Annotated in this window: 24 protein-coding genes and 2 pseudogenes; 9 read left to right on the top strand and 17 right to left on the bottom strand. The window is 63.0% G+C overall.

The window, feature by feature from the left end:
• Window positions 1-11: 11 nt before the first annotated feature.
• From B0G71_RS30665 to B0G71_RS30650, 4 genes are all read right to left on the bottom strand, one after another.
• On the bottom strand, window positions 12-590 hold the full coding sequence (locus tag B0G71_RS30665) for a DUF4337 domain-containing protein (protein WP_116146495.1): 579 nt from the start codon (window positions 588-590) through the stop codon (window positions 12-14).
• 184 nt (window positions 591-774) lie between these two features.
• Window positions 775-939 (bottom strand): DUF1427 family protein, encoded by a 165-nt coding sequence (locus B0G71_RS30660; RefSeq protein WP_116146493.1) that lies wholly within the window; start codon window positions 937-939, stop codon window positions 775-777.
• A gap of 67 nt (window positions 940-1006) precedes the next feature.
• Complete coding sequence (locus tag B0G71_RS30655) at window positions 1007-1972, bottom strand: zinc-binding alcohol dehydrogenase family protein (protein WP_116146492.1); 966 nt, start codon at window positions 1970-1972, stop codon at window positions 1007-1009.
• 301 nt (window positions 1973-2273) lie between these two features.
• Window positions 2274-3218 (bottom strand): AEC family transporter, encoded by a 945-nt coding sequence (locus B0G71_RS30650; protein ID WP_116146490.1) that lies wholly within the window; start codon window positions 3216-3218, stop codon window positions 2274-2276.
• A gap of 75 nt (window positions 3219-3293) precedes the next feature.
• Between B0G71_RS30650 and B0G71_RS30645 the strand changes: the two are divergent.
• Window positions 3294-3596 (top strand): annotated as a pseudogene (locus B0G71_RS30645) (LysR substrate-binding domain-containing protein); the annotation flags it as partial.
• A gap of 9 nt (window positions 3597-3605) precedes the next feature.
• Here the strand turns inward: B0G71_RS30645 and B0G71_RS30640 are convergent.
• The gene (locus B0G71_RS30640) at window positions 3606-4280 is read right to left on the bottom strand and encodes a VC0807 family protein (RefSeq protein ID WP_116146488.1); all 675 of its coding nucleotides are present in this window, start codon (window positions 4278-4280) and stop codon (window positions 3606-3608) included.
• 193 nt (window positions 4281-4473) lie between these two features.
• Here B0G71_RS30640 and B0G71_RS30635 point away from each other — a divergent pair, with 193 nt between their 5' ends.
• Window positions 4474-5007 (top strand): GNAT family N-acetyltransferase, encoded by a 534-nt coding sequence (locus tag B0G71_RS30635; RefSeq protein ID WP_116146487.1) that lies wholly within the window; start codon window positions 4474-4476, stop codon window positions 5005-5007.
• Window positions 5008-5073: 66 nt separating this feature from the next.
• On the opposite strand, the gene B0G71_RS30630 is transcribed toward B0G71_RS30635, so the two are convergent.
• Window positions 5074-5814 (bottom strand): GNAT family N-acetyltransferase, encoded by a 741-nt coding sequence (locus B0G71_RS30630; RefSeq protein ID WP_116146485.1) that lies wholly within the window; start codon window positions 5812-5814, stop codon window positions 5074-5076.
• 132 nt (window positions 5815-5946) lie between these two features.
• On the opposite strand from B0G71_RS30630, the gene B0G71_RS30625 reads away from it, so the two are divergent.
• Both B0G71_RS30625 and B0G71_RS30620 read left to right on the top strand, forming a co-directional pair.
• Complete coding sequence (locus B0G71_RS30625) at window positions 5947-7470, top strand: PLP-dependent aminotransferase family protein (protein WP_116146484.1); 1524 nt, start codon at window positions 5947-5949, stop codon at window positions 7468-7470.
• Between the two features lie 231 nt (window positions 7471-7701).
• On the top strand, window positions 7702-8034 hold the full coding sequence (locus B0G71_RS30620; RefSeq protein ID WP_012428912.1) for a hypothetical protein: 333 nt from the start codon (window positions 7702-7704) through the stop codon (window positions 8032-8034).
• Between the two features lie 67 nt (window positions 8035-8101).
• Here B0G71_RS30620 and B0G71_RS30615 read toward each other — a convergent pair whose 3' ends face one another.
• Window positions 8102-8905: an aminoglycoside phosphotransferase family protein gene (locus B0G71_RS30615; RefSeq protein ID WP_116146482.1), complete on the bottom strand. Its 804-nt coding sequence runs from the start codon at window positions 8903-8905 to the stop codon at window positions 8102-8104.
• A gap of 185 nt (window positions 8906-9090) precedes the next feature.
• Between B0G71_RS30615 and B0G71_RS30610 the strand changes: the two genes are divergently transcribed.
• Window positions 9091-9675 (top strand): flavin reductase family protein, encoded by a 585-nt coding sequence (locus B0G71_RS30610; RefSeq protein ID WP_116146481.1) that lies wholly within the window; start codon window positions 9091-9093, stop codon window positions 9673-9675.
• A gap of 31 nt (window positions 9676-9706) precedes the next feature.
• On the opposite strand, the gene B0G71_RS30605 is transcribed toward B0G71_RS30610, so the two are convergent.
• Window positions 9707-10192: a GNAT family N-acetyltransferase gene (locus B0G71_RS30605; RefSeq protein WP_116146479.1), complete on the bottom strand. Its 486-nt coding sequence runs from the start codon at window positions 10190-10192 to the stop codon at window positions 9707-9709.
• A gap of 366 nt (window positions 10193-10558) precedes the next feature.
• On the opposite strand from B0G71_RS30605, the gene thrS reads away from it, so the two are divergent.
• Window positions 10559-11773, top strand: coding sequence for a threonine--tRNA ligase (thrS, locus tag B0G71_RS30600; protein WP_116149012.1), 1215 nt, complete (start codon window positions 10559-10561; stop codon window positions 11771-11773).
• Between the two features lie 136 nt (window positions 11774-11909).
• Here the strand turns inward: thrS and B0G71_RS30595 are convergent.
• From B0G71_RS30595 to B0G71_RS30560, 8 genes and pseudogenes are all read right to left on the bottom strand, one after another.
• Window positions 11910-12131, bottom strand: a pseudogene (locus B0G71_RS30595) (Asp/Glu/hydantoin racemase); the annotation flags it as partial.
• Window positions 12132-12151: 20 nt separating this feature from the next.
• Complete coding sequence (locus B0G71_RS30590; protein ID WP_404935490.1) at window positions 12152-13531, bottom strand: amidohydrolase family protein; 1380 nt, start codon at window positions 13529-13531, stop codon at window positions 12152-12154.
• 80 nt (window positions 13532-13611) lie between these two features.
• The gene (locus B0G71_RS30585; protein ID WP_116146476.1) at window positions 13612-14952 is read right to left on the bottom strand and encodes a nucleobase:cation symporter-2 family protein; all 1341 of its coding nucleotides are present in this window, start codon (window positions 14950-14952) and stop codon (window positions 13612-13614) included.
• Window positions 14953-15041: 89 nt separating this feature from the next.
• Window positions 15042-16121 (bottom strand): GTP-binding protein, encoded by a 1080-nt coding sequence (locus B0G71_RS30580; protein WP_116146474.1) that lies wholly within the window; start codon window positions 16119-16121, stop codon window positions 15042-15044.
• Between the two features lie 58 nt (window positions 16122-16179).
• Window positions 16180-16752: a UbiX family flavin prenyltransferase gene (locus B0G71_RS30575; RefSeq protein WP_116146473.1), complete on the bottom strand. Its 573-nt coding sequence runs from the start codon at window positions 16750-16752 to the stop codon at window positions 16180-16182.
• The gene (locus B0G71_RS30570; RefSeq protein WP_116146471.1) at window positions 16749-18143 is read right to left on the bottom strand and encodes a UbiD family decarboxylase; all 1395 of its coding nucleotides are present in this window, start codon (window positions 18141-18143) and stop codon (window positions 16749-16751) included. Before B0G71_RS30570 ends, B0G71_RS30575 begins: the two co-directional genes overlap by 4 nt.
• A gap of 79 nt (window positions 18144-18222) precedes the next feature.
• Complete coding sequence (locus B0G71_RS30565; protein WP_012428924.1) at window positions 18223-19149, bottom strand: amidohydrolase family protein; 927 nt, start codon at window positions 19147-19149, stop codon at window positions 18223-18225.
• Entirely contained in the window at window positions 19149-20105 is a 957-nt protein-coding gene (locus tag B0G71_RS30560) for an amidohydrolase family protein (protein ID WP_116146470.1), read from the bottom strand. Before B0G71_RS30560 ends, B0G71_RS30565 begins: the two co-directional genes overlap by 1 nt.
• Window positions 20106-20346: 241 nt before the next feature.
• On the opposite strand from B0G71_RS30560, the gene B0G71_RS30555 reads away from it, so the two are divergent.
• Entirely contained in the window at window positions 20347-21234 is an 888-nt protein-coding gene (locus B0G71_RS30555) for a LysR substrate-binding domain-containing protein (RefSeq protein WP_116146468.1), read from the top strand.
• On the opposite strand, the gene B0G71_RS30550 is transcribed toward B0G71_RS30555, so the two are convergent.
• Window positions 21231-22127: a LysR substrate-binding domain-containing protein gene (locus tag B0G71_RS30550; RefSeq protein WP_116146467.1), complete on the bottom strand. Its 897-nt coding sequence runs from the start codon at window positions 22125-22127 to the stop codon at window positions 21231-21233. The genes B0G71_RS30555 and B0G71_RS30550 overlap by 4 nt on opposite strands.
• 155 nt (window positions 22128-22282) lie before the next feature.
• Between B0G71_RS30550 and B0G71_RS30545 the strand changes: the two genes are divergently transcribed.
• Both B0G71_RS30545 and B0G71_RS30540 read left to right on the top strand, forming a co-directional pair.
• Entirely contained in the window at window positions 22283-22810 is a 528-nt protein-coding gene (locus B0G71_RS30545) for a (2Fe-2S)-binding protein (RefSeq protein WP_116146465.1), read from the top strand.
• The gene (locus B0G71_RS30540) at window positions 22811-25069 is read left to right on the top strand and encodes a xanthine dehydrogenase family protein molybdopterin-binding subunit (protein ID WP_116146464.1); all 2259 of its coding nucleotides are present in this window, start codon (window positions 22811-22813) and stop codon (window positions 25067-25069) included.
• Window positions 25070-25250 lie beyond the last annotated feature (181 nt).

Raw genomic sequence — 25250 nt, 5'->3', positions numbered from 1 at the left:
CGCTTCACCCATCAAGCCGAGAAAAGCGCCAACGCGCCGGTGATCACGCCCGCGCCCGCCACCACGAACGAGAGATTGCGCAGCCATTTCTTGCGCGTCAGCAACGTGATCGCGCACAGGGCGATCGCCACCTGAATCAGCGTGGTGGCTTGTGCCCAGCGATGATGACCATGCAGCAACGCTTCGCTGTGCGTGTCGTTATCGACGACTTCCTTTTCGAGCGCTTCGGCCTTCGCGCGGATCGGCTCTTTCTGTTGCTTGTATTTGTCGACGTCGGCGAGGAATTTCGCATGCGCGTCCGTGTTGCCGGTGGACAGCGCCGCGCCGAGATCGGCGAGATTTTCCTTCTCGCCCTTCGCCTGGTAGTAGTTCCACTGGTTCGACGCTTCGGTCTTTTTGATCGCGGCTTCGTTCTTGTAGTACAGCGCGAGATTTTCGCTGTTGCCGCTCTGGTACGCGCACAGCGCGCCGATCGTCGCAAGAATGGCGGTGATCACGGCCATGCGGCTCGCAAACGGATCCGCGTCGTGATGACCGGTATGTTCCACGGCATGGTCGTGCGGACCATGCACTTCATATTCTTCAGGCATCTGATTCTCCGAGGCAAAGCTTTTCCTGTCATCTGCGGGCGACGTACGGCCCCGTCGGGCTCAATCTTAGCGTGTGACGACTGGCGGCGGAAAAGGTGCCTTTGAGTAGCGCGGCCGCGTCGGCGTTTTATTCGACGACTCCGCGCGATTTAGTCCGAGAGTAGCGCGCCGGCAAAGATGCGTGTCAATGCATGCTCGACGCCAGCCAGGTCCACATCAACGGAATCATATGTTCGCCGCCTGGCATGCCGGGCACCCCAACCCGCGCGATGGTCGGCGGCGCGGGCGACTTCGCGTCCATCACGCTGTAGAGGCGGCCGACCAGCACGCCGGCAGGCAGCGAGATCAAATGCGCTTTCGTGACTGTTGTATCCGGATGAGAGGCGGGTCGCCACGCCCGCCGGCCGCAATGGCGATCACATTGTGATGACGACCCGGCCGCGCGTGCCGGCGGCCACGGCCTCGTAGGCTTCGCGAGCGCGTTCGAGCGGGAAGGTCTGCGCGATGGCCGGCCCGGTCAGCTTGCCGGCTTCGAAACCCTCGACGAGCGCCGTCATCAACGGAGCCGATTCGGCGACGCCGAGCTTCGCGCTGTCCACGCCCAGCAATTGCGTCTCGTTGTGATAGAAGTCGATCAGGTCGAATTCGACGCGGCGCTTGCCCGTGCCGCTGATTTCGAGCACGCGGCCACGACGTTTGACGAGGCTCAACGCGGTCTCGAACGCCACACCGCCGACTGTGTCGTACACCACGTTCGCACCCGCGCCGTCGGTGCGCGCTCTCAAGCGGTCCGTGACGTTTTCATCGAACGGCACGTAGTCGTCGATCAGGCGGCCCGCCGGCGTGTCCGCGTCGAGCGGATGACGGTCGACGGCGATCACGCGGGCGCCGCGCGCCTTCGCGATCTGCACCACCGCGCCGCCCACGCCGCCACCCGCGCCGATCACGGCGATAGTTTCGCCCGCTTGCAGATGCGCGTACTCGACCGTGCCGAGCCAGGCGACCACGAAGTTCACGCCGATCGCGGAGGCTTCCGCGTGGCTCAGCGTTTTAGGTTTGCGCGCGAGTGCCGCGAGCGGCACCTTGATGAACTCGGCGTGAGTGCCATCGCGCGTGAAGCCGATGTCGCCGCCGGTGCCCCACACTTCAGCGCCGAGCCAGGCCTGCGGGCCGTCCGCCACCACGCCGCTAAAGTCGCGGCCCGGCGTGCGCGGCAACACCGTGTGTTCGAAATGCCCGGAGACGTTCTTGACGTCGCTCGGATTCACCGAGGCCGCCTTGATCTGCACGACGACGTTGTTGGCATCGGCTTGCGGCGTCGGCAGATCGATGTAGTCGAGCACTTCAGGGCCGCCAAAAGATTTGAACTGGATGGCTTTCATCGTATGTCGCTCCAATTGGATTCCGGGCTGCGTTGCGCAGTAGATTAAACGTTGGTCTGGGTGACCGGCACTCAGGCGTTGAGACAAAGACTGTCGAGAATCGGAGTGGATAGTGCCGCGCGAGCGAACGGGCGTCGGCGTGGGCGTCGTCGCGGACTTCGGGCACGGCGGCTCGGTTCAGGCTTCGCGCATTGCCGGCGAAGGTCGCGGATCGGGGCCATTCGTTCGCGAAGCATAGCGCGAGGCGCGGGTCTGTGCAGCTTGCGTGCCGGTCGGCCGTTCGGGATGCGCCTGGATGCGCTCAGGTGCGATGGCCCATCAACAACAGCAGCAGCGAGAGGGTCACGATCGAGCCCACGGTCGACAGCAAAATCGTCCGCGAGGTGATGTGCGCTTCACGTTCGTAGAACTCGGCGAGCATGAACGGGCCGGTGCCGGTAGGCAACGCGGCGAGGATGACCGCCATTTCGACCAGCGTGGACGAGAGTCCGAACACGCGCGCCGCCAGCCACCAGGTCAGCGCCGGCTGCACGAGCAGCTTGACGCCCGTCAGCAGCCAGGAGATGCCTCGTGCGCCAGCGTCGGATGGGCGCTTTTCGGCGAGAAACAGGCCGAGGCTCACCAGCGCGCACGGACTCGCCGCGCCGCCCAGCAGTTTCAGGAAGGTCTCCGCGCTGGCCGGCAACGCGACATGGAGGCTGGCAAACAGCACCCCCGCAATCGGCGACACGATCAGCGGATTGCGCGCGAGAGAGCGCAGCACTTTCAAACCCAGCTTATGCGGCGTGCGCTCGGTCTGCAGACCCACTTCGATCAGCACGATTGCAACCGCGAACAGCACGCAGGCGACGAGGATCGTGGCGATCGTGGTCGGCGTCAGGCTCGCCGAGCCGAACGCGATCATGCCGAGCGGGAAGCCGATGTAACCGGTATTCGGATAGGAAGCCGCGATGGCATCGACGCTCGCATCGGCGAGATGCCGGCCGGTCATCAACCGCATCGCCAGAATCAGCACGAACACGCTGACGCACGCAATCGAAAATGTGGCGACGAACGCCGGTTGGTAGAGCTGCTGCCACGTGGCGTGCGCCATGATGTCGAACAGCAGCGCCGGCAGCGCCAGCCAGACCACGAAGCGATTCAGCTCCGACGCCGAGTTGGGTCCGAGCACGTTGCGCCGGCGGCAGGCGAAACCCGCGAAAATCAGGCCGAAGACGGGAAGCAGGATTTCGAGGGTGGCTAACATCGACGCGCAAAGGTGGGGGAGGAATGGCGATTCGCCAGCGTAGTGGTTAGCGGCGATACAATCAAATCCTGTTTTCATCCGCGGGCTCGCGCGCGGCGTCTGACGATCGCGCAACTGGCCGGTGAGCCGTTCGTGCTCGCATCCGAAGAAGTCGCGCCGACATTGCGCGCGACGATGCTCGAGCATTGCCGGTCGGGCGGCTTCGAACCCGACATACGTTTAGAAGTGCAATTGCAACAGACGGTGCTACGTCTGGTCGACGAAGGGGCGGGCGTGGTGTTCCGGCCGCTGGTCGATGCGCCGCTGATCGAGCAGGTGTCGGCGTGGTTGCCGGCGAATCGCAATCCGTGTCTGGCGCGCTTTCTTGAACTGACGTGAGAGCCGGGCTTATGAACTGGCCAGGTGGTTCGTCTTTGCCGGGTCCACGGTGTCGTCCGGATAACGCAGCGCATCTCGCTTGATGAGCCGGCGGCACCAGAAGGTCCAGGCCGTCAGACCGGCATAGACGCCGTACCTCAGCACGTTGGAGGCGATGACCGAGCGCGGATCGTCGGGCCATTGCCAGACGATCAGACTGCGCAAGATATTCTCGCCCGTCATGCCGATGCCCCACACGAGCGTCATCAAGCGGATGTACGCGACGAGCGAGGGACGTTCGCGCCAATGTCTTTCGAAGCTCTCGACGCTGCGATGATCCTCACGCGACATGGTCGAGCGGGCGAGGTAAAACACCAGCGGCTTGGGCAGCGCGAGCGACAGCAGGAACGACACGCCGATCATGCCGGAGACCATCGGATCTGCGATCTCGCGCATTCGCTTATTGCCGCCAAAGCCGATGCTGAGTGCGAGCAGCGAGAGCACGATGCCGATCAGCACTTGCGCGCTGAGCGCGTCGAAATGGTGATAGCGCAAAAGGTCCCAGCTCATCCACGCAATCAGCGGCAGCGCCGACGCGGCCAGCGCGCCAAGCTGGCCCCAGTGCGGGAATGCGAGCCGGTAGGCGAGCATAGGCAAGGCGACGTTCACGATCAGCGCGGTGAGGTAGCGCAGGCGGAGTTTCATCGACGGTGCGGTGGTGAGCGTGGCAAGGATTTACGGCATACCCGGCGAGTGTAGGGCGAAGTCTCTTCGCATGCCATAGCTTTGCGGCCTGCGCGCGTGGCGGGATTTTTTACACGTCCCTGGCGCGCAAAAAATCTGCGATCATCGAGCCGCTGATTGCCGAGCCACCCCATCCACTATCCGCTCCTACGCAATGTCGCTTGCCCCCACGCTCCTCACCACCCCCCGCCTCACCCTGCGACCCCACACGCGCGACGATTTCCTCGAAAGTCACGCGATGTGGTCCGATCCCGAAGTGATCCGCTATATCGGCGGCAAGCCCTTCACGCGCGAAGAAGTCTGGGCGCGCCTGCTGCGCTACGCCGGACATTGGGCGATGCTGAACTATGGCTATTGGGTCGTGCGGGAGAAGGAGAGCGGCCGGTTTCTCGGCGAAGTCGGCTTTGCCGACTACCATCGCGAGATCGAGCCGTCATTGATGGTGCCCGAAGTCGGCTGGGCGCTGGACCCGGCCGTGCATGGCCGCGGCTACGCGACCGAAGCCGTGCGCGCCGCGCTCGAGTGGGCCGACCAGCAGTGGCCGGATGGCGATACAGCCTGCATCGTCGCGCCGGAGAATCTGCCGTCGCTGCGCGTTGCTCATAAGTGCGGGTATCGTGAGCAACTTCGCACCACGTACAAAGGCAAGCCGACCATCGTGCTGCGTCGGCCGGCCCACACGATTTAATCCGCCGCGCCGCGGTTGCCGATTACCTCAAGCGAGCGTTGCATGCCGGCCGGCTCGACGCTCGGCTCACTGCGCGTCGGGGCTCGCCGCCGCCCTCTGCCGTGCGATCAGATCCACCAGCCGTTCGACCTGCTGCCCTTGCGCATCGAAATTGCCGGCATCGAGCCATCGCGTATAACTCGGACGCAGCGCGGGCCATTCACTGTCGATGATCGAAAACCACGCAGTGTCGCGATTGCGTTCGCGATACACGATCGCCTGGCGGAAGATCCCCTCGAACGTGAAGCCGTAGCGCAACGCCGCCGTGCGTGACGGCTCGTTTAACGAATCGCACTTCCATTCAAAGCGCCGATAGCCGAGTTTGTCGAACACCTGCGTCATCAGCAGAAACATCGCTTCGGTGGCGACGCGCGTGCGCTTCAGGCGCGGCGAATACGTGACGTGGCCGACTTCGATCACGCCGTTCGCGCGGTCGATCCGCATCAGCGCCAGTGTGCCGACCGCTTTGCCGGTCGCCAGGTCGATCACGGCGTGGTGCAGCGGATCGGCGGACGCGGCGGCGCGCGTCAGATGCTCGCGATAGGCGGCGAGACTCTCGAACGGACCGACGCTCAGATAGGTCCAGTCGCGGCCGTCTGTGGCCGAGCTGTACGCGTCGTAGAGGTCCGCGGCGTGACGTTCCACGTCCACCGGTTCGATCCGGCAATAGCGGCCTGCCAGCGGCTCGCGGCCAGGAGCCTGGGCGCCGTTCCAACCCGGCACGGGGGCGCCGATCGGCTGGTCGAATGCGTTGCGTCTGGATTCCATATCGTTGATCCCATGCAGGAGGGTTGAAGGTGGCTGTCGGTTACGAATGATCGTCGATGATGGGAGAACGATACGGCAAACGTGGTATGTTAAAAAGATCCACGTCAACGTCATTTGATAGGTCCAGACGCGATGATCGAGATCATTGGTCCGCTTACCAGTCCGGCTGCGTCGGCGCTCGCCGGCGGCGGCGCAAGGCCCGAGCCGCTGCAAAAACAATTGCTTGAGCGCCTGCAGCAAGCGATTCTCGCGGGCCGTTTGCCGGCGGGATCGCTGCTGCCGTCATCGCGCCTGCTCGCGGCGGAAATGGGCGTGTCACGCAACACCGTGGTGATCGCGTACGAGCATCTGGCCGCGGTGGGTTATGTGGTCGCCGACAAGAAGGGCACGCGCGTGAGCCCGCTCTCCAGTCCGTCCGCACGCGGTGAGCCGTCCTCGCAGCCGGCCGCGCGGGATGTGGCCTACGCGGCCCGCGTCGGGCAGTTCGCGGCCACGCGCACCCACGCCGACAACACCTTGCCTCTGACACCCGGCACACCCGCCCTGGACCGTTTCCCGCTGGCCGCGTGGCGGCGCGCGCTCGAACGCTCCATGGAGCGCGCGTTGCCCCTCGCGCTCGGCTACGGCACGCCTGCTGGCGAGCCGGCGTTGCGCGACGCCATCGCCGCACATTTGCGCATGGCGCGCGGCGTGCGCTGCGACGGCTCGCAAGTGGTGATCACGGAGGGCGCGCAGGAGGCGCTGAACCTGTGCGTTCGCCTCTTCACCAATCCGGGCGATGTCGCGTGGGTCGAGGACCCCGGCTATCGCGGCGCGAAGGCCGCGTTCAATCTGGGCGACCTGGCCACTCGGCCGATACCCGTCGACGCCGAAGGCATGGCGGTGCCATCCGACGCATGGCGCACGCAGCCGCCGAAGCTGATCTACACGTCGCCTGCGCATCAATATCCGACCGGTTCGGTGCTGTCCGTGGCGCGTCGTCTGGAGCTGATCGCCCAGGCGCGCCGCAGCGGCGCGTGGCTGATCGAAGACGATTACGACGGCGAGTTCCGCCACACCGGCGAGCCGATCGCCAGCATGCAAGGGCTGGTCGAGGACGCGCCCGTGCTGTACGTCGGCTCGTTCAGCAAAACGATGTTCCCCGCGCTGCGCATCGGCTTCGTGGTGCTGCCGCGCCCGATCGCCGCGCACACCGCCATCGCGGTGCAGGAGATGCTGCGCGGCGGGCATCGGCTCGAACAACTGGCGCTCGCGCATTTCATCGAAAGCGGCGAGTTCGGGCGGCATCTCGGGCGCATGCGGCGTCTGTACCGCGAGCGGCAGCAGGCGTTGCGCGACGCGCTGACCACACATTTCGCGCCGTCGCAGATTCTCGGCGGCAATTGCGGCATGCATCTGACGCTGCGCTTGCCGCCGCGCATCGACGATCGGACGCTCGCCGAACGTGCGCTCGCCCAAGGGCTCAATCCGCGCGCGCTGTCCGGTTTCGCGTTACAGCCGCGCGCCGAAACGAATGGGCTCGTGATCGGTTACGGCAGTACGCCGGCCGAACGACTGGCGCCCGCAATCCGTGTGCTGGCCGGGCTCGCGGCCGAGTTGGACGGCAAGCCGAAGCGTCGTCCGGCAGCCGCGTCCGCCGCGAAGACGCGCGCGTAACTTTTTGGGTTTGTCCGCGTGGCCCATGTCGCGCTATCGTGTCGGTTATGCGCGGCGATTTCGGAATGTGCGACATCGACGAATCGCCCGCAGCTCATGCCGCCCGCGCCGCACCGCAACATCGCCTGACCTGCGGTGCTGCAAGCGCGCTTGCCGGGCCGTCGCCAGGCGCCGGCATGAAAAAGGCCTTTGTTGTGGTTATCTATGATGATCTATCCGACCGGAGACGACATGAAGGAAATCGAACCGACCCCGTGGTTTGAGCTTGAGGCCCACACGCCCGTCCGTGAAGGCTGGTATGAGGTGCAGTTGACGAGCGGGGACACGGCCTTTGCGAAGTTTGGCGATGGCGTATGGACCGAGAAACCGTTGCTCGTGTTCACCCACTGGCGCGGCTTGTCCGCCGATCCATCGACAGCCGGCGAAGGCGAAGCCGAATCGATCGCCGCCGAGGCCACCGCGGCCCAAGGCGTGCGCGCCGCCTGGAACGCGTTCTTCCCAGGGCTTGGCGAGGAACAGCACAAGCCACTGGATGCCGTGCCCAACGGTAAAGCGCCGCACTGATGCACGCCGGGCGGCGGCTCACGAGTTGCCGCCCTGATTTGCCTGACGTTACTCGCGCTTCAGCGCTTCAGCGTTTGAGCGCCTCGGCAGCCAGCCTGCCGATCTCCATATCGATGTCGGGCGCCTGGCCCGTCTCAAGAATCCACGCCGCGGACAAACCGGACCACGCCAGTGTCCACTGCAGCAGACGGCGCCGATCGAGTCCAGCCATCCGCGCGACCCGTTCGGCGCGACGCTCGAACCATCCCGGTCGCAACGCCGACGCCTCGTCGGGATTGCAGAAAATGTTTGCGTAGTCGAATCCGCGTTCGCCGTAGAGACCTTTCGGGTCGATCGCCAGCCAGCCGCGCAGGCCGAAATCGAGCACGTTGCCGTGATGGATGTCGCCGTGCAACACCACCGGATCTTGCGGCGCGGCGAGCAGAGCTTGCGCGACGGTGGCGCTGTCCTCCAACCAGCCGCCGTATTTTTGCGCGGCCGGCCACAGGCTTGCGAACCAGCGCGGTAAATCGATCAATTCGGGCAGTGGTTTGTTTCGCGGCGCGTGGAGCCGCGCGGCGGTGGCGCAGAGAATGCCGGTGGCTTGGTCGTCGGAGTCGCTATTGCTGGAGCGTGCCAGGTCCGCCAGCGCGTGATTGCTTTGCGCGCGCTCGAGCAGCAGGGCGTCGGCATCGTGCGCGAGCACGCGGGCCGCGCCTTCGCCGTCCCACCACACCATCAACCGCGCGCCGAATTTCTCTTCGGGTTCCTGCGCGACTTTCAGCATCGCGGGAATGCCGTGATGGCGCACCGGCAGCAGCCGGCTGCTGTGTGTGCGAATCGGCGCGCCGTCCTGCTGCAAATCCCATTTGACGATGTATTCAGTGAACATTCGAGCTTCAGTTCGCGAGCGCGGCGACGTTGCTGTCAGCGGCATGTAGGCAGGCGATGTGCACGGCTCCTCCAGCGGATGACACGGTCTTGCATTCTCGCCTGGATCGGCCCGACATGGCGTGCACGGCGCGTCCCGAGTCCCGACGCTACAATCGCTCCCATTCATTTGATGCGGGATCACGTATGAAAATAACCCGAGAACCCGTGGCCTTGCCGCGGGCCACGCAACTGCTGAATCATGGGCCGGTCACGATCATCACCAGCGCGCACGGCGGCCGCTCGAACGTAATGGCGGCATCGTGGGCGATGCCGCTCGACTTCAACCCGCCGAAGGTCGTGGTGGTAGTGGATAGCCGCACGCTCACGCGACAGCTGATCGAGGCAAGCGGCGTATTCGGACTGCAGCTGCCGAGCCGTGGATTCGCCGCGCAAACGCTGGCAGTGGGTACGAACGCGGGCACGGAACTCGACAAGTTCTCCGCCTTCGACCTGGAGACGTTCCCCGCGCAACAGATCGACGTGCCCATGCTCGCGGGTTGCATCACCTGGATGGAGTGCAAGGTCATTCCGGACGATAGCCAGCGCCACGATCTGATCATCGGCGAAGTGGTCGCGGCGTATGCGGATAGCCGCGTCTATTCGAACAACCGCTGGCATTTCGGCGACGATCCCGATCTGCGCACCTGTCACTACGTGGCCGGCGGAACGTTCTTTGCCACGGGCGATGCGTTCGAGGTAGACGCCGTAGCGAATGGCACGGCGGACTGAGTGCCGGCGGGCGCGCGAATACGCGCACCACTCACGCGTCGCCCTCGGCAAACTTCTTCAGCGCGTCTCCCGCTAACCGATACCGTACCCATTCGCTTTGCGCGCTCGCGCCGATCGATTCGTAAAAGCCGATGGCCGGCTCGTTCCAGTCGAGCACGCTCCATTCGAAGCGGCCGCAACCGGTGTCGCAGGCAATGCGCGCGAGGTGGCGCAGCATCTGTTTGCCCGCGCCGCTGCCGCGCGATGCCGGCGACACGTACAGGTCTTCCAGATAAAGCCCCTGCTTGCCGAGCCAGGTGGAATACGAAAAAAAGTAGACGCAAAAGCCGATGGGCTCGCCGTTCATCTCGCAGATCAGCGCCTTCGCGCTGGAAGCGGCGGAAAACAGGCTCGCTTCGATGTCGTCGACGGTTGCGACGACTTCGTGCTCCGCTTTTTCGTACACAGCGAGTTCGGTGATGAAGCGAAGAATCAACGCTGCGTCGGCGGAGCGAGCGGGACGGATATGGATAGTCAAGGTCAGAGGCTCGATTGATCGGTTGAGTGGTGCAGACCGAAGTTTCGCGCAGACGCACGGGCTTCGGATCAGACATGCATCGTAGCGTTTAACATGCCGTTCTGACCAGAGCGCGACAAGAATGCGATTGACGTCCCGTCACAAAATCGCTTACCGTCGATCCATGGACTTCCACTCGATACCCTTCGCAACCGTCACCACCACGACGACCACCTTCACAGGCGGGTCGTCTGGAGGTTGCGCGCACTAGAAGCAGGACGCTGTGGGAACCACCAAAGGCCTCGCCGGAAACGGACGGGGCCTTTGGCGTTTCTGGACCTCCGTTTGCGGCATCCATTCGCGGTAACCGATCAATGGAGCAAGACAGTGAACGATATCGACCATCGTGTACTCGGCAACAAACTCGACCTCTTCCATCAACAGGAAGAAGGCGCCGGCATGGTTTTCTGGCACCCGCGCGGCTGGGAGCTGTATCGCGTGCTCGAAGATTATGTGCGTGCGCGCATGCGTCGCGCGGGGTTTCGCGAGATACGCACGCCGCAACTGCTGGCGCGCTCGCTGTGGGAAAAGAGCGGGCATTGGGAGAAGTTCGGCGCGGCGATGTATTCGTTAGCCGATGCGGAAGAAGGCCGCGCGCTGTGTCTGAAGCCGATGAGTTGTCCCTGTCACGTGCAGGTGTTCAATCACCGCGTGCGGTCTTATCGCGAGTTGCCGGTGCGGTACAGCGAGTTCGGCGCGTGTCATCGCGATGAGCCGTCGGGCTCGCTTGAAGGGCTGAAGCGCACGCGTGCTTTCGTGCAAGACGATGCGCATGTGTTCTGCACGGAGGCTCATATCGAGGCGGAAGTCGGCCGCTTCTGCGCATTGCTGCGTGCGGTCCATGCGGATCTCGGTTTTCCCGGGTTCAAGGTCGCGCTCGCGACGCGGCCGGCTATGCGCGCGGGCGACGATCAAACGTGGGATCGCGCGGAAGATGCGTTGGCGAACGCGGCGCGTGCGGCCGGGCTTGAGTTCGACGTGCTCGAAGGCGAGGGCGCTTTTTACGGGCCGAAACTCGAATTTCATCTGAAGGACAGCCGTGCGCGGAGTTGGCAGTGCGGCACGATCCAGCTCGATTTCGTGCTGCCCGAGCGGCTCGACGCGGAGTTCGTCAACGAGCGCAATGAGCGTGAGCGGCCTGTGATGATACATCACGCGGTACTCGGCAGTATGGAGCGGTTCATCGCGATGCTGCTCGAACATCACGAAGGATGGTTGCCGGTGTGGCTGGCTCCTGAACAGGTCGTGGTTGCGACGATTAGCGATGCGAATAGCGCTCACGCGCAAAAGGTCATGCAGGTGCTCGACGATGTGGGTGTCAGGGCGGTGCTCGATAGCCGGCCGGAACGGCTGGAGAAGAAGATCGTCGATGCGCGCGAGAAGCAGGTGCCGCTTCTGGTCGTGGTGGGCTCGCGCGATGAGCGGGATCGGACGATTAGTATTCGCCTGCGGGATGGGCGGCAAATGAATTTGTCGTTTGCCGAGGGCGTCGAATATTTGAGGGTGGCGGGGCAGCCACCGGGGATGGCTCCAAAGGTTTAACGCGACGGTTGCTGGGGGCGTTTCGAGTCGCGCCCTCCGGCCGGCCGATTCGACGGCGGGCGGCGCGGCGTCATGCCTTACAGGCAAGAACTTACAGCACTTCCGCAAACAACCGCCCCCACCGCGCCAACGGCTCCACGTCCACCCGCGCATCGGCCAGTTGACGCGCGGCCGCCCGAATCCGGCTCACGTCGAACTGGCCGAGCGCCTGCTCGGACAGCGCGATCTCTGTCACCGTGAAGCGGGCAAAATGCGCGCTGACGTGCGGCAGTTCGCTCAGCATTGCCGCCGTCATCGACTCGAGCGCGGTGTTCGACGACGGCGTCAGAATGCCGAGCCGAATTCGTTTGCTTTGCATCTTGCAGCATCCCCTTTCCTTTAATCGGCGAGCAACAGCTTCACGCCCTCAGCCGCTTCATAACGCAGCGCGTCGAGATCGAGACCGGGAATCACGCCGTTATCCACCACCACGCGACCGTTCACCACGTTATAACGAACGCGCGCCGGCTCGCCGGCCGTCACCGGCGCAACGGCAACATCATGGAAACCGTTGAAGCGCAGATTGCTGACGTCATACAGCACGAAGTCCGCCGCCATGCCTACTTCAAGTGTGCCGACCGCATCGAGTCCGAGCACGCCCGCGCCGCCCGCGCTGCCCCAATGGATCGTCTCTTCCACCGTGGTCGCCGACGCGCCCTGCGCCGCGCGATGCACGAGCCATGCGAAATGCGCTTCATTGGTCATGCTGCCGGATTCGTTCGACGCCACGCCGTCCACGGCGAGCGACATCGGCACGCCCGCGGCCGCCATCTGCGGTGCGGGCGCAATGCCGCTGCCCAGCCGCGCATTGCTGACCGGGCAATGCGAGCATCCGCTGCCGGTTTCAGCGAGCATCGCAATCTCGCTCGCTTGCAGATGCACGAGATGCGCGAACCACACATCCGGACCAAGCCACTCGTGATCGGCGACGAACTCGACCGGCAGTTTGTTGAAGCGCTCCTTGCAGAAATCGACATAACGGGTCGTCTCGGACAGATGCGTATGCAACCTCAAACCCATCCGCCGAGCCGCGCGCGCGACTTCAGGCAACAGTTCGGGCGGCAGGGAAAACGTCGGCGTGGTCGGCGCGACTACGACACGACGCATCGAGGCATCGCCACCGTCGTGATAGCGCGACTTCAAACGTTCGATATCGGCGAGCATCTGATCGAGCGTCTCAGGCTTGAGCGCGACTTTGGAAAACCCCGGATGATCCCCCGCCGCCTGCAATGCGCCGCCCCGGCACAACACGAAGCGCATGCCGAACGACGCCGCTTCGTCGAATAGCAGATCGCCGGTTTCGGTGGTGCCGTCTGCGTGGTAGAGATAGTGATGATCGGCACAGGTCGTCACGCCGGAGAGCAGCAACTCGGCAAGACCCAGGCGAGCGGCAACGCGCGCCAGCTCCGGCGTAAAGCGCGCGAGACGCGGATACGGCACGGCAGCCAGCCATTCCTGCAAATCCGCATTGATACCGGACGGCACGGCCTTCAGCAGATTCTGGAACAGATGATGATGCGTGTTCACCCAGCCCGGATACACCACGCACGAACGCGCGTCGATCACGCGTTCATCGGCACGCGGGTCGAGATTCGGCGCGATGGTTTCGATACGGCCATTGCGAATCCGCAGATCGACCTGGCCGAGCCTTGCGCGCTCGCCGCTCATTCCGCTCATCACCGCGACAGGGTTTTTGATCAGCAACGCTTCAGTTTGCATGCTCACGATTCGATATCCTTTCAGTTACTGCGAAGCGGCTGTCTTTGCAAAGACAGCCGCGCTCGTCATGCAACGTCCGCTTATTCGCGGACCATGTTGTGCGCCGGCACGACGTCCTCTTCATGCGCGCCATTGAGCACCGCGTTCAGCACGACGGAAACGAGGCACGCCAGCACCACGCCGCTGTGCAGGAACGGTTGCGTCCAGTCGGGCATGTGCTTGAAGACTTGCGGCGCCATCACCGGAATCAACGCGGTGGCGATCGTAAAGCCGACGATCAACACGTTGTAGCGATTGCGCTCGAAGTCAACTTTCGCCAGCGTCTGCACACCGGCCGCGACCACAACGCCGAACATGGCGATACCTGCGCCGCCGAGCGCGGCGGAAGGCGTCGACGCAACCACCGCGCCGATCTTCGGCACCAGCGCCACCACGCACATCAGCACGCCGCTGATCGCCACCACCCAGCGGCTGCGCACGCCGGTCAGAATGACGAGGCCAACGTTCTCCATGAACGCGATGAACGGAAACGCCGCGAACATGCCGGCAATCGCGCTCGCCAGACCGTTGGCACGCATGCCGCGCACCACGTCCTCCTCGCTCACGTCCTTATCGACGATGTCGCCGATCGCGACGAACAGGCCCATGGATTCGACCATCTGCACCACCATCACGACGATCATCGTCAACACCGGCACCAGCGAAAACACGGGCGTGCCAAAGTGAAACGGCACCGGCATGGTGAACCACGGCGCCTGCGCCACGCTCGCGAAGTTGCCCATGCCGAGCGAGCACGCCAGAATGCCGCCGGCAATCAAACCGATCAGCACGGACAGATTGCGCAGGAACGCATTGGCAAAACGGTTGATCGCGAGAATCACCAGCGCGACGAACAGCGTGACGCTCAGGAAGGGCAGCGCGCCGAACTGCTGCTGCGCGGCCTCGCCGCCACCGGCCCATTGATACGCGACGGGAAACAACTGCAAGCCGATCACGGTCACGATGCAGCCGGTCACCACAGGCGGAAAGAACCTTCGTAAGCGCCCGACCAGCGGCGCGGCGAACATTGTGAACAGACCCGCGCCAATCACCGCGCCGCACACGCCGGCGAAACCGACACCCGGACTCGTGCCGATCGCAATGACCGGTCCGACGCTGCTGAATGCGACGCCCTGCAGAATCGGCAGACGCACACCAAACTTCCAGATGCCGACGGTTTGCAGAATCGTCGAGATGCCTGAGCAAAACAGCGCCGTGCTAATGAGCACGGTGGTGTCGGCTGGCGACATCTTCAGCGCCGACGCGACGATCAGCGGCACCGCGATGGCGCCGATGTAAGCCACTAGCATGTGTTGCAAGCCGAGCGTGATCATCTGGCGCTTCGGCAGAATGCGATCGACGGGGTGTATGGCGGTGTTCATGACGTGTCTCCAAATTGTGGTTATCGATCGGAGCGCGCCGCACGGACCTGGCCGCGCGGCACTACGACGCGCACCGACCGGATCTCCCGTCAGGCCGCAACCGGCACGGCCAGACAGGCATGGAAGCGGTCGGTCAGTGCGGCGCGATCGAGATCGCGTCCGATGAAAACGATGCGGCACGAGCGCGGCTCACTCCCCCACACTTGCGCCGCGCGCAGTTCGATGACGTTGTGGACGCCTTGCAGCACATAGCGATGCGACTGGCCTTGCACGGCGAGAATGCCCTTCATACGGAACAGGTTCGTGGCATCCGAGTTGCGCAGTTCGGCGAGCCACGTTTGCAGCGCGTCGAGGTCGATATCCGCATCGACTTCGATCCCGACCGAGGAAACGCTTTCGTCGTGCTGGTGATCGGCGTGATCGTCGTCGTGATGGGCATGCTCGTGTTCGTGTTCTTCGTGACCGTGCGCGTGTTCTTCATGCAGGCCATCGGTCTCGACGAGAATTTGCGAGAACTCGTTTGCACCCACGCCGAGAATCTTGCCGAGGTCGATCTGCGCGTAGCTCGACTCGACGATTTCCGCCGTGGCATTGAGTCCACGAATGCGTTGCGTCAGCGAAGCGATATCGTCTGGTCCTACCAGATCGACCTTGTTGATGACGATACGGTCCGCGCACACGATCTGATCGACGGCCTGGTTGTCGCTGCCGTCGAGCACCAGATCGTCCAGATGCGCGGCGATATGCTTCGCATCCACCATCGTGACGACGGCATCGAGGGTGACCTGTTTAGCAATGGGATCGTCGAGAAAGAACGTCTGCGCGACGGGATACGGATCGGCGAGCCCGCTGGTTTCGACGATGATGTGATCGAGCCGGTCCGGCCGCTCCACGAGCATGCGCACGATCCTCACCAGATCCTCGCGCACCGCGCCGACGCAGCACACGCAGCCATTCGTCATTTCATAGATCTCTTCGGTCGATTCGAGCACTAGGCCACCGTCGATGCCGATTTCGCCGAATTCGTTTTCAATCACCGCGATCTTGCGGCCATGCTTCTCGCGCAGGATGTAGTTGAGCAGCGTCGTTTTGCCCGCGCCGAGAAAGCCGGTCAGCACCGTGACGGGGATTTTCTCGATTTCGTTGTGAGTGGTGTGAATGTGATTCATGGCTCGTCTCCGTTTCATCGTTCGTACTGCGGTTCGGCTATCAGGCGATATGCGGTGCTTATGCTTGAACTTCTCGCCAGCGTTTGACGGTGCCCGCTTCGAGACCAAACAGATCGAGCACACGGCCAAGCGTGTGATCGATCATCTGGTCGAGTGAAGCGGGGCGCGCATAAAACGCCGGCACGGGCGGCGCGACGATCGCGCCCATTTCGGTTACGGCAATCATGTTGCGCAGATGCGCCAGCGTGTACGGCGTTTCACGCGCGAGCAGCACCAGCGGGCGGCGCTCTTTCAACGTGACATCGGCGGCGCGTGAGATCAGGCTCGACGACATGCCGCTGGCAATTTCGGCAAGCGTCTTCATCGAACAGGGCGCGACGATCATGCCCAGCGAGCGGAACGAGCCGCTGGAGATGGCCGCGGCCATGTCGTCGCAGCGATAGGTGGCGCTCGCAAGCGCGCTGACGTCGGCGAACTTGTAGTCGGTTTCGTGCGTCATCGTGAGCAGCGCGCTGCGTGAGACGGCCAGATGCGTTTCGATATCGAGCTGACGCAGCAATTGCAGCAGACGCACGCCATACGTAAAGCCGGATGCGCCGCTGATGCCGACTACGAGTCGCCGCGCGCTCATCGCTGTACTCCGGCGGCGCGGGCCAGAATGTCGACGGCCTGTTGCGAAGCGCGTTCGCTGATCCGTGCGCGTGTGCCGTCGAAATGCGAGCCGCGCGTCGCGTCGATGCCCATACGCGACGTGGTGCCCGCCGCGGACGACGAAGGATCGAGCGGACTGCCCGGCAAACCATCGACGATAAACACGTCTTCGTGCGGCTGAAAATGCGTGGCGATCGCCCACAGCACCTGCGAGTCGTTAGTGATGTCGATGTCGCTATCCACGGCGACGACGTTCTTCAGGTAGGGATCCCAGCCGAGCAGCGCGAGCATGATCTGGCGTGCTTCGCCGTCGCGCGTCTGATTCAGCGCGACGTAGCAATGGAAGTGGGTGCCGGAGTTGGGATAGTGCAATGCTGTGACGGACGGAAAGCGCGCCTTCAGCTTCTCGCTCATCTCCGCTTCACGCGGTAAGCGGGCTAAAGTCAGATGTTCCGCGTAAGGACCGCCGACTACATCGACGAGCCACGCATCGTTACGGCGCATCATCGTGTCGAGGCGCAGCACGTTGTTCGTCGAGCGGTCCGACGAATAGCCGGTGAATTCGCCGAACGGGCCTTCTTCGGCGTGCGCGGACGGATCGATCGTGCCTTCCAGCACGAACTCGGCGGAAGCGGGTACGCCGATGCCGTAGCGCGGCGTGCGCACCAGTTCCAGTGGCGCACCGAACAGACCGCCTGCGATTGCGCGTTCGTCGGTGCCGAACGGCACGCGTGCGGCGGCGGCCAGCATGAACAGCGGATGCGCGCCGATCACCATCGCGACTTTCAACGTGTCGCCGCGTGCCTGGGCGGTTTGCAGCATGCGCCAGAGGTGGCCGCGCGAATGCAGGCTGGTGGCCAAAGCGTTTTTGGCATGACGCATCGAACGGTGATAGCTGAGGTTCGCCACGCCGGTGACCGGATCTTCCGCGACGATCACCGCATTCGTGATGTATGGACCACGGTCGGTATCGAAGTGGCGGATCATCGGCAATTGTGCGAGATCGACGGCGTCGCCTTCGATCACCTGATCCAGTACGGGGCCGTTCGACACGAACACGGGCGCTATAGGCGTATTCGCGCGTTGTTGATATGCGTCGAACAGGCCGGCCGCGTCGACGTCGAACAGACGCCCAATGCGTGTACGCGAAGCAAAGAAATTCGTGACGAGAGGCGTTGCGATCCCGTCGACCTTTTCGCAAACCAGCATGGGATGCTGCCCGCGCGCCGCGAGTTCGGCTACGACCGCCGTAACATCCTGATCGGCGGACAGTGGTTGCGAGAGCGTCAAGACATCATCGGGATAGTGCTCGCGATACGCATGCGCAAAGCGATGAAAATCCTGCGTGGCGCGGAAGAGGTTATCCGCCATAGTGAACTCCGTGTGAGCAGCAGAGGCAGGCGCGGCACGAACCGCGCCTGCTTTCTTTCGAACGATCAATCAGTTAGCGTTAGGCCGGCTGCGTGACGTCATTCACGTAAGTCGCCTTCAAACGTTTTTCCGCTTCGGCGAGATCCTTCGGCGGCTTGGTCGGCTCGATTCCGACGAGACGGGCGATGTTGTTGCCCATATAGTCTTCGAGACCGTCCTCGTCCAGATTCATGCCTTGCGGCGCGGGACCGCACAGCATTTCCAGTTCGCGCAGCCACATTCCCGGTTCGTTCGGCGGCGAATCCGTGCCGAACACGATCTTGTTGCGAGGCAGTTCACGAGCGAATTCGACGATGCGCGACTGATAGCACCAGCCCGATTCGCAATACACGTTCGGCGTATCCATCGCCATCCAGAAGGCTTCGAACGAGTAGTTGCCGCCCGTCTGAATCCCGAAGTGACCGATGATGAAATTCACCATCGGGAATTCGCGGATGATCGGATAGAACTGCGTCGGGATCGTGTACGGTCCGTCGCCGGTGTGAATCAGCACGACCACGCCGAGCTCCGCGCACTTCTTCATGGCCGGACGCAACCAGTCGAGCGCGCGGTCCGGCCGGTAGCCGTGCATGTTCGCGTGCAGTTTGAGCATCTTGAAGCCGTATTCCTTCACGTGGAATTCGAGCTCGGCCGCGCCGTTTTCCGGACCCCAGCGCGGGTTGTACGTGAAGTTGCCGATAAAGCGATCCGGGTACTTCTGCGTCAATTCGGCGATATACGACATGTAGTCACGAATGCCTTCACGACCGCGGCGATTGCCGTCGCGATAGCCGGTGTTGCCCGGCGGCGGCTGAATGAAGCCCATGTCGATCCGGCGCGGCTTGCCGTTGATGATGTACGGGCCGTCCATCATCTTCAGCAGGCGTTCGCCGGTGAACGGCTCGCCGGTATGACGCCACGCTTCGTCGACGAGATTCGTGGGATGCAGATGGGTATCGATGATCATCAGCGGGCTCCTGCGTAGTCGGCTTGGCCCGCGTGTTTCTTCGCGGCGCCGGCGTGGTGTTTCAGATAGGCTTGCGCTTCTTCCACGCTCTTCGGCGGCGCGCTCGGCTCGATGCCGATCATGCGGGCGAGGTTGTTGCCGAGATAGTCCTCGAGCGTGTCTTCGTCGAGATTCAGGCCTTGCGGCGGTTCGTGGCACAACACTTCGAGCAAACGCAACCACATGCCCGGCTCGTTCGGCGGCGTGTCGGAACCGTAGAGAATCTTGTGCGTGGGCAGTACCTTCGCGAATTCGACGATTCGCGATTGCAGGCACCAGCTCGATTCGCAATACACGTTCGGCGTATCGAGCGCCATCTGGTACGGCTCGAAGCAATACACACCGCCCGTCTGCACGCCGAAGTGCGCCATGATGAAATTCACCGACGGGAATTCGCGAATCAGCGGATACCACTCGCTCGGAATGCTGTACGGGCCGTCGCCGGTGTGGAGCTTCACGAGCAGGCCGAGATCCGCGCATTTGCGCAACGCGGGGCGCAACCAGTCGAGCGCGCGGTCGGGACGGTAGGCGTGCATGTTGGCCTGCAACTGCACCATCTTGAAGCCGTGTTCCTTCGCATAGAACTCGATCGCTTCGGCGCCGTTCTCCGGACCGCAACGCGGGTTGTAGACGAAACAGCCGAGCAAACGGTCCGGATACTTCTGAATGCATTCGACCGTGTACGCCATGTAGTCGTCGATCGACTCGCGGCCCGAGCGATCGCCGTCGGTCCACGTATAGATGGTGTTGCCTTGCGGCGGCTGGATGAAGGCCTTGTCGATGCGGCGAGGCTTGCCGTTGATGATGTAGGGGCCGTCCATCACCTCGATCAGACGCTCGCCGGAAAATGGCTCGCCGTCATGGCGCCACGCGAGGTCGACCAGGTTGGTCGGATAACAGCTAGTGTCGATGATCATGTACTCGATCTCCTTGAGAGGAACTGGTGTATCCAGTTGCCGGATCGCGGGCAGGCGCATCGATGGAACCCAGCCCGTTGGGCTTGCCCATGCGGCCCTTTGCAAGACGCTGTTTTTGAGCGCCTTCCCCTCGCCGGCATCGAGTGTCACACTGATGTGCACTGCTGCTTGCGATGCAGTCTCACAAGATAAAAACGCTCTGTACAATATTTTTTAACCACGATCTTGATACGTTTGCGATATGGACATCCGGCTGTTGCGTTACTTCGCGGTGCTTGCCGACGAACTGCATTTCGGCCGGGCAGCCGCGCGGCTGCACATTTCCCAGCCGCCGCTGAGTCAGCAGATTCGCATCCTTGAAGAAGAGATGGGCACCGCGTTGTTCACACGCTCGCAACACCGTGTCGAACTCACCGAGGCAGGGAAAACACTTAAAGAACAGGTGCCGTTGATCTTCGCTCAGTTCGAACGCGCGATCGATCTGACGCGTTGCGCGGGACGTGGCGAAGTAGGAAGTCTCGAGATCGGCATCATCAGTTCGGCGATGGTCGAGCCGATTCCGCGCGCGCTACGGGTATTCGCTGAGAAGCATCCGCAAGTGCGGTGGACGCTGCATGAGATGACACCGGCCGCGCAGATTCTCGCGCTAAAAGAGCGGCGGCTCGATGTGTGTTTCTTTCGCGTTTCGCATGAAGACCCCGAGATTCGCAGCGAGGTGGTGATGCGCGAGTCGGCGGTCGTGGCGTTGCCGTTGGGGCATGCGCTGGCGTCGCGTGGGGAGATTGCATTGCGGGAGTTGGAGGCCGAGCGTTTCGTGTCGTTCGGTTTGCGGCAGTCGCAACTGGCGCGTTTTCTACAGGACTGTTGCGTCGAAGCAGGGTTTACACCTCGCATCGAACAGGAAGTGGTCGAGGTGCATACGCTCTTGTGCCTCGTGCGCGAAGGCTTGGGCGTGGCACTGCTGCCTTCTTCCGCGCGGCAGTTGTCGACGGGCGGCGTTGCGTTCGTGCCGGTGGCCGCGCCGCGTCCCGAAGTATCGCTGCACGCGCGCTATCGTGCCGAAACGCCTTCGCCGGTGTTGTCGTTGTTTCTCGATACCGTGCGGGAAGTGGCGGCCAGTACGACCTAACGCGTACTGTTGGTTTGCGCGACCAGGTTGCGGATCACGTCGATTAACGGCGCCACACGCTCGGCTTTCTCGCGCGGCCACACGGCGTAAAGGTTGTAGTGCGTTGGAATCTCCACTTGCGTGAGTTCGACCAGATCGCCGTTGCGTTGCGCGTCGGCGGCGAGCAGGCCGCGCGCCAAACCTGCGCCGACGCCTGCGCTCGCGGCTGCGATCAACCCGGCCGCGTTGTCGAAAACCGCTACTGCGTCGGGCTCGACCTCCGGCAAGCCCGCAGCGGCGAGCCAGGGAATCCACGAGCGCTTCGTATAGCCTAGCAACGGCAAATCCAATAGCTGCTCAGGCGTGAGCGGTACGCTAAGCCCGCGTGTCTGCAATAGCGAAGGCGAACCCACCGCCGTCAGACGGTCGCCGCAAATCAGCGCGTTTTCGAAGCCGTCCCATTCTCCATACCCGTACCGCAACGCAATATCCACGCGCTCGAACGCGCTGCGATCGTGGCGCGGCGTGGACAACACCGTGAGCGACGTGCCCGTCAGCGCGCCGAGCAACGTGGGCAAACGCGCCACCAGCCAACTCTGCGCGAGTTCGGGATCGACGTCGAGCGTAATGGACTGCTTGACCGTCCGCTCTTTTACCGACGACAACGCGCGATCGATCTGCTCGAAGCCATCCGCCAACTGATTCGCGAACAACACGCCCGCATCCGTCAGCACCACGCGGCCGCTTTCGCGTACGAAAAGCGGTTGGCCGACGAACTCTTCGAGCGTGCGGATCTGCTGGCTGATCGCGCTATGCGTGAGCGACAACTGCCGCGCCGCGCTCGAAAAGCTGCCGACGCGCGCGGCCTGCAGAAAGGCTTGCATCGATTGAATGGACGGATAGCGCTTCAACATGGTGTTAGCCGGACTTACAGACGGTGGAAGAAATGGTCGCTGGCGTTGCGCTTAACGGCTTTCAATAATGGCCGCAAGCACGCGGCCCTTGTCACGCATCGACGCATCCACTCATGCATGCGCCGCGCTGCACAATCACATTCAGGAGACAGCGCATGATCGAGATCGTGGTCAACGGCACGCGGCACTCGCTCGACAATGTACCGGAAGACATGCCCCTGTTGTGGGTGTTGCGCGACCGGCTCAAATTGACCGGCACGAAATTCGGCTGCGGCGGCGGCTTTTGCGGCGCGTGTACGGTGCATCTCGAAGGCGAGGCAGTGCGCTCCTGTTTGCTGCCCGCTGTTGCCGTGGCGGGCAAACGCATTGCGACGATAGAAGGGTTGTCGAAGGACGGCCGGCATCCGCTGCAACTCGCGTGGATCGCGGAAGATGTGCCGCAATGCGGCTACTGCCAGTCCGGCCAATTGATGCAGGCGGCCGCGTTTCTCAAGGACAAGCCGATCGTCAACGACGAAACCATCACGGCGGCGATGTCGGGCAACATCTGTCGATGCGGCACCTACTCGCGCATTCGCAAGGCGATCAAGCGAGCGGCGTCGGGCGAACCGGCGTTGGCGGCGGTGGATATGCCTGAGTGTGCAGCGGCCTGCTCGTCCTATGTCACGAGCGGGGAGGCCTGAATGCGCCACGACAAAGAGGTGTTGACCAGCGGTCATGGCGCTGCGCGTCGGCGGTTTATTAAACAGAGCTCGGCGTTGGTGGCTTCCGGGCTCGCAATCGGCTTTCAGTTGCCCGAAGCGTTCGCCAAGGGCGACGACAAAAGCGGCGATCCCAAACCGCAGGCCGGTGAATTCGAACCGAATGCGTGGGTGCGCGTGCTACCCGACGATACGATCAAACTCGTGGTCCATAAACACGATTCCGGCACGGGGACGCGTACCGCGCTCGCTGCGATGGTCGCGGAAGAACTGGACGTCGATCTGTTTCGCGTCGATGTGATCACGCCGGAGAATCCGTTTTACGGCGACTACGTTCATCCGTTGTGGAAGGTGTTTTCGACGGGCGGGAGTACGAGCGTGTCGTTGGAATACGAACGCTTGCGACGTGCGGGCGCGACGGCCCGCGCCATGTTGATTGCTGCTGCAGCGAAACAATGGAATGTGGCGCCGTCGACGTGTTCGACGGAAAACGGCTTCGTGGTCGATAAAGCCAACGGCAAGCGTGCGAACTATGGGTCGCTTGCGCAGGTCGCGGCGCAAATGCCCGCGCCGAAAGACGTTGTTTTGAAAGATCCGTCGCAGTTCAAATACATCGGCAAATTGCGGAATAAGCGCGGCGCTGCGGAGAAGGCGAGGGGCGCGTTTCCATACAGCATCGACGTGTCGTTGCCGGGCATGCTGGTCGCGGTCGTCACGCGTGCGCCGGTGATCGATGCACGCGTGCGTAGCGTGGATGCTAAAGCCGCGCTGGCCGTGCCAGGTGTGCGGCAGGTGTTGCAGATTCCTGGCCGGCCCGACATTCTCGGCGGCAATCAGGCGGGTGTTGCTGTGTTGGCCGATGACTACTGGTCCGCGCATAAGGGGCAGGCGGCGCTGCATGTGGAGTGGGAAGACAGTCCGCTGGAGACTTTCGATAGCAGCACGCTTGCTGCGCGTCAGGCGGCGTGGCTCGATGATCCTGCGGCGCGGGTGGTGCCGACTATTCAGAGTGGAGATTCGAAGACCGCGTTTCCGCACGGGGCGCGGGTGATCGAGGCTGCTTATTCGATGCCTTATAAGGCGCAGTGTCCGCTTGAGCCGATTAACGTTACCGCGTGGGCTAAGAAGGACGGCTCGATTGAGTATTGGGGTGGGCTGCAAGTGCCGTCGACGGTGCGGGAGGCGGCTGAGGTGATCGGCGGTATTCCCACGAATCGTGTCGTGCTGCATGAGCTTGTTTCAGGCGGCAGCTTTGGGTCGCGTGAGTCGAAGTACTGGCTTTTTGAAGTGACGTGGCTTGCGTTGAAAGTCGGGAAGCCGGTCAAGTTGATGAATAGCCGTGAAGATGAAATGCGGGCGCTTTACTACCACTCGGCGAGTTTTCATCGGGCGAAGGCTGTGCTCGATTCGCGCGGGAATCTGGCGACGTTGCAATTGCGGGCGGTGATGCCTGCTTCGCCGGAACAATGGGAGCCTGGGTACTTCGATCGGCCGGATCGAATGGATTACAGCACCACGGAAGCGATCAGCAAGTATGAGTTTGCTTATGGGGCGCCGCATCTGGATATTGGGTGGGTGCGGCACGAGACGGGTGTGCCGACTGGCTGGTATCGGGCGGTGAGTTATATCCCGAATGTGTTCGCGGTTGAGTCGTTTCTGGATGAAGCGGCGCATGCGGGGCATCGGGATCCCGTTGAGTTTCGGCTCGCGCATATGAAGGATCCGAGGCATCAGGCTGTTTTGCGGGAGGCGGCGAAGCGGGCCGGGTGGGGGCAGGCGCTCCCTGCTGGGACTGCTTTGGGCGTGGCGACCAATCAGGCGTATAGCAGTTATGTGGCGGTGGTGGCGCGGGTGGCGCGGAAGGGTGATGGCGTTGTGGTTGAGAAGCTGACTTGCGTGGCGGATTGCGGGTTGGCGGTTTCGCCTGGTGGGGTCGAAGAGCAGCTTTATGGTGGCTTGATGTGGGGACTAGGTCATGCGACTGCGGATCGGGTCGATATTCGGCATGGGCAGGTGGAGCAGAGGAACTTCGATACGTACCGGGTGATGCGGATGAGTGATATGCCGGAGGTCGACGTTTTCATCGTGCAGGGAGACACGTCTAAGCCCGGTGGCGTGGGGGAGTTGTCGAGTCCCTCGGTGGCGCCGGCGGTGGGGAATGCGGTTTTCAGGCTGACCGGGAGGAGGGTTAGGGAGACGCCTTTTGATCTGGTGAACGTGGCTGGGAAAGCGAAGGCTTGAGAACGAGGCCGGCCGGTCACATCGCGATATCCCAAGGGATGATAGCTTGCGTAATGGGATCGATACCTTGCTGTTCGCGTGTCGGTCTGAACCGACGCGCGCCGTTCATCCGCCGTGCGGCTGCGGATCGGCGCTTCGCTGTCGTTCGCGACGCGACGCGGACAGCCGCAGTCGAGGAGGG

The organism is Paraburkholderia sp. BL27I4N3 (assembly GCF_003386115.1).
Lineage (GTDB): Bacteria > Pseudomonadota > Gammaproteobacteria > Burkholderiales > Burkholderiaceae > Paraburkholderia.
The sequence above is the reverse complement of the archived record's forward strand: the minus strand, read 5'-3'. Positions and strand labels throughout refer to the sequence as shown.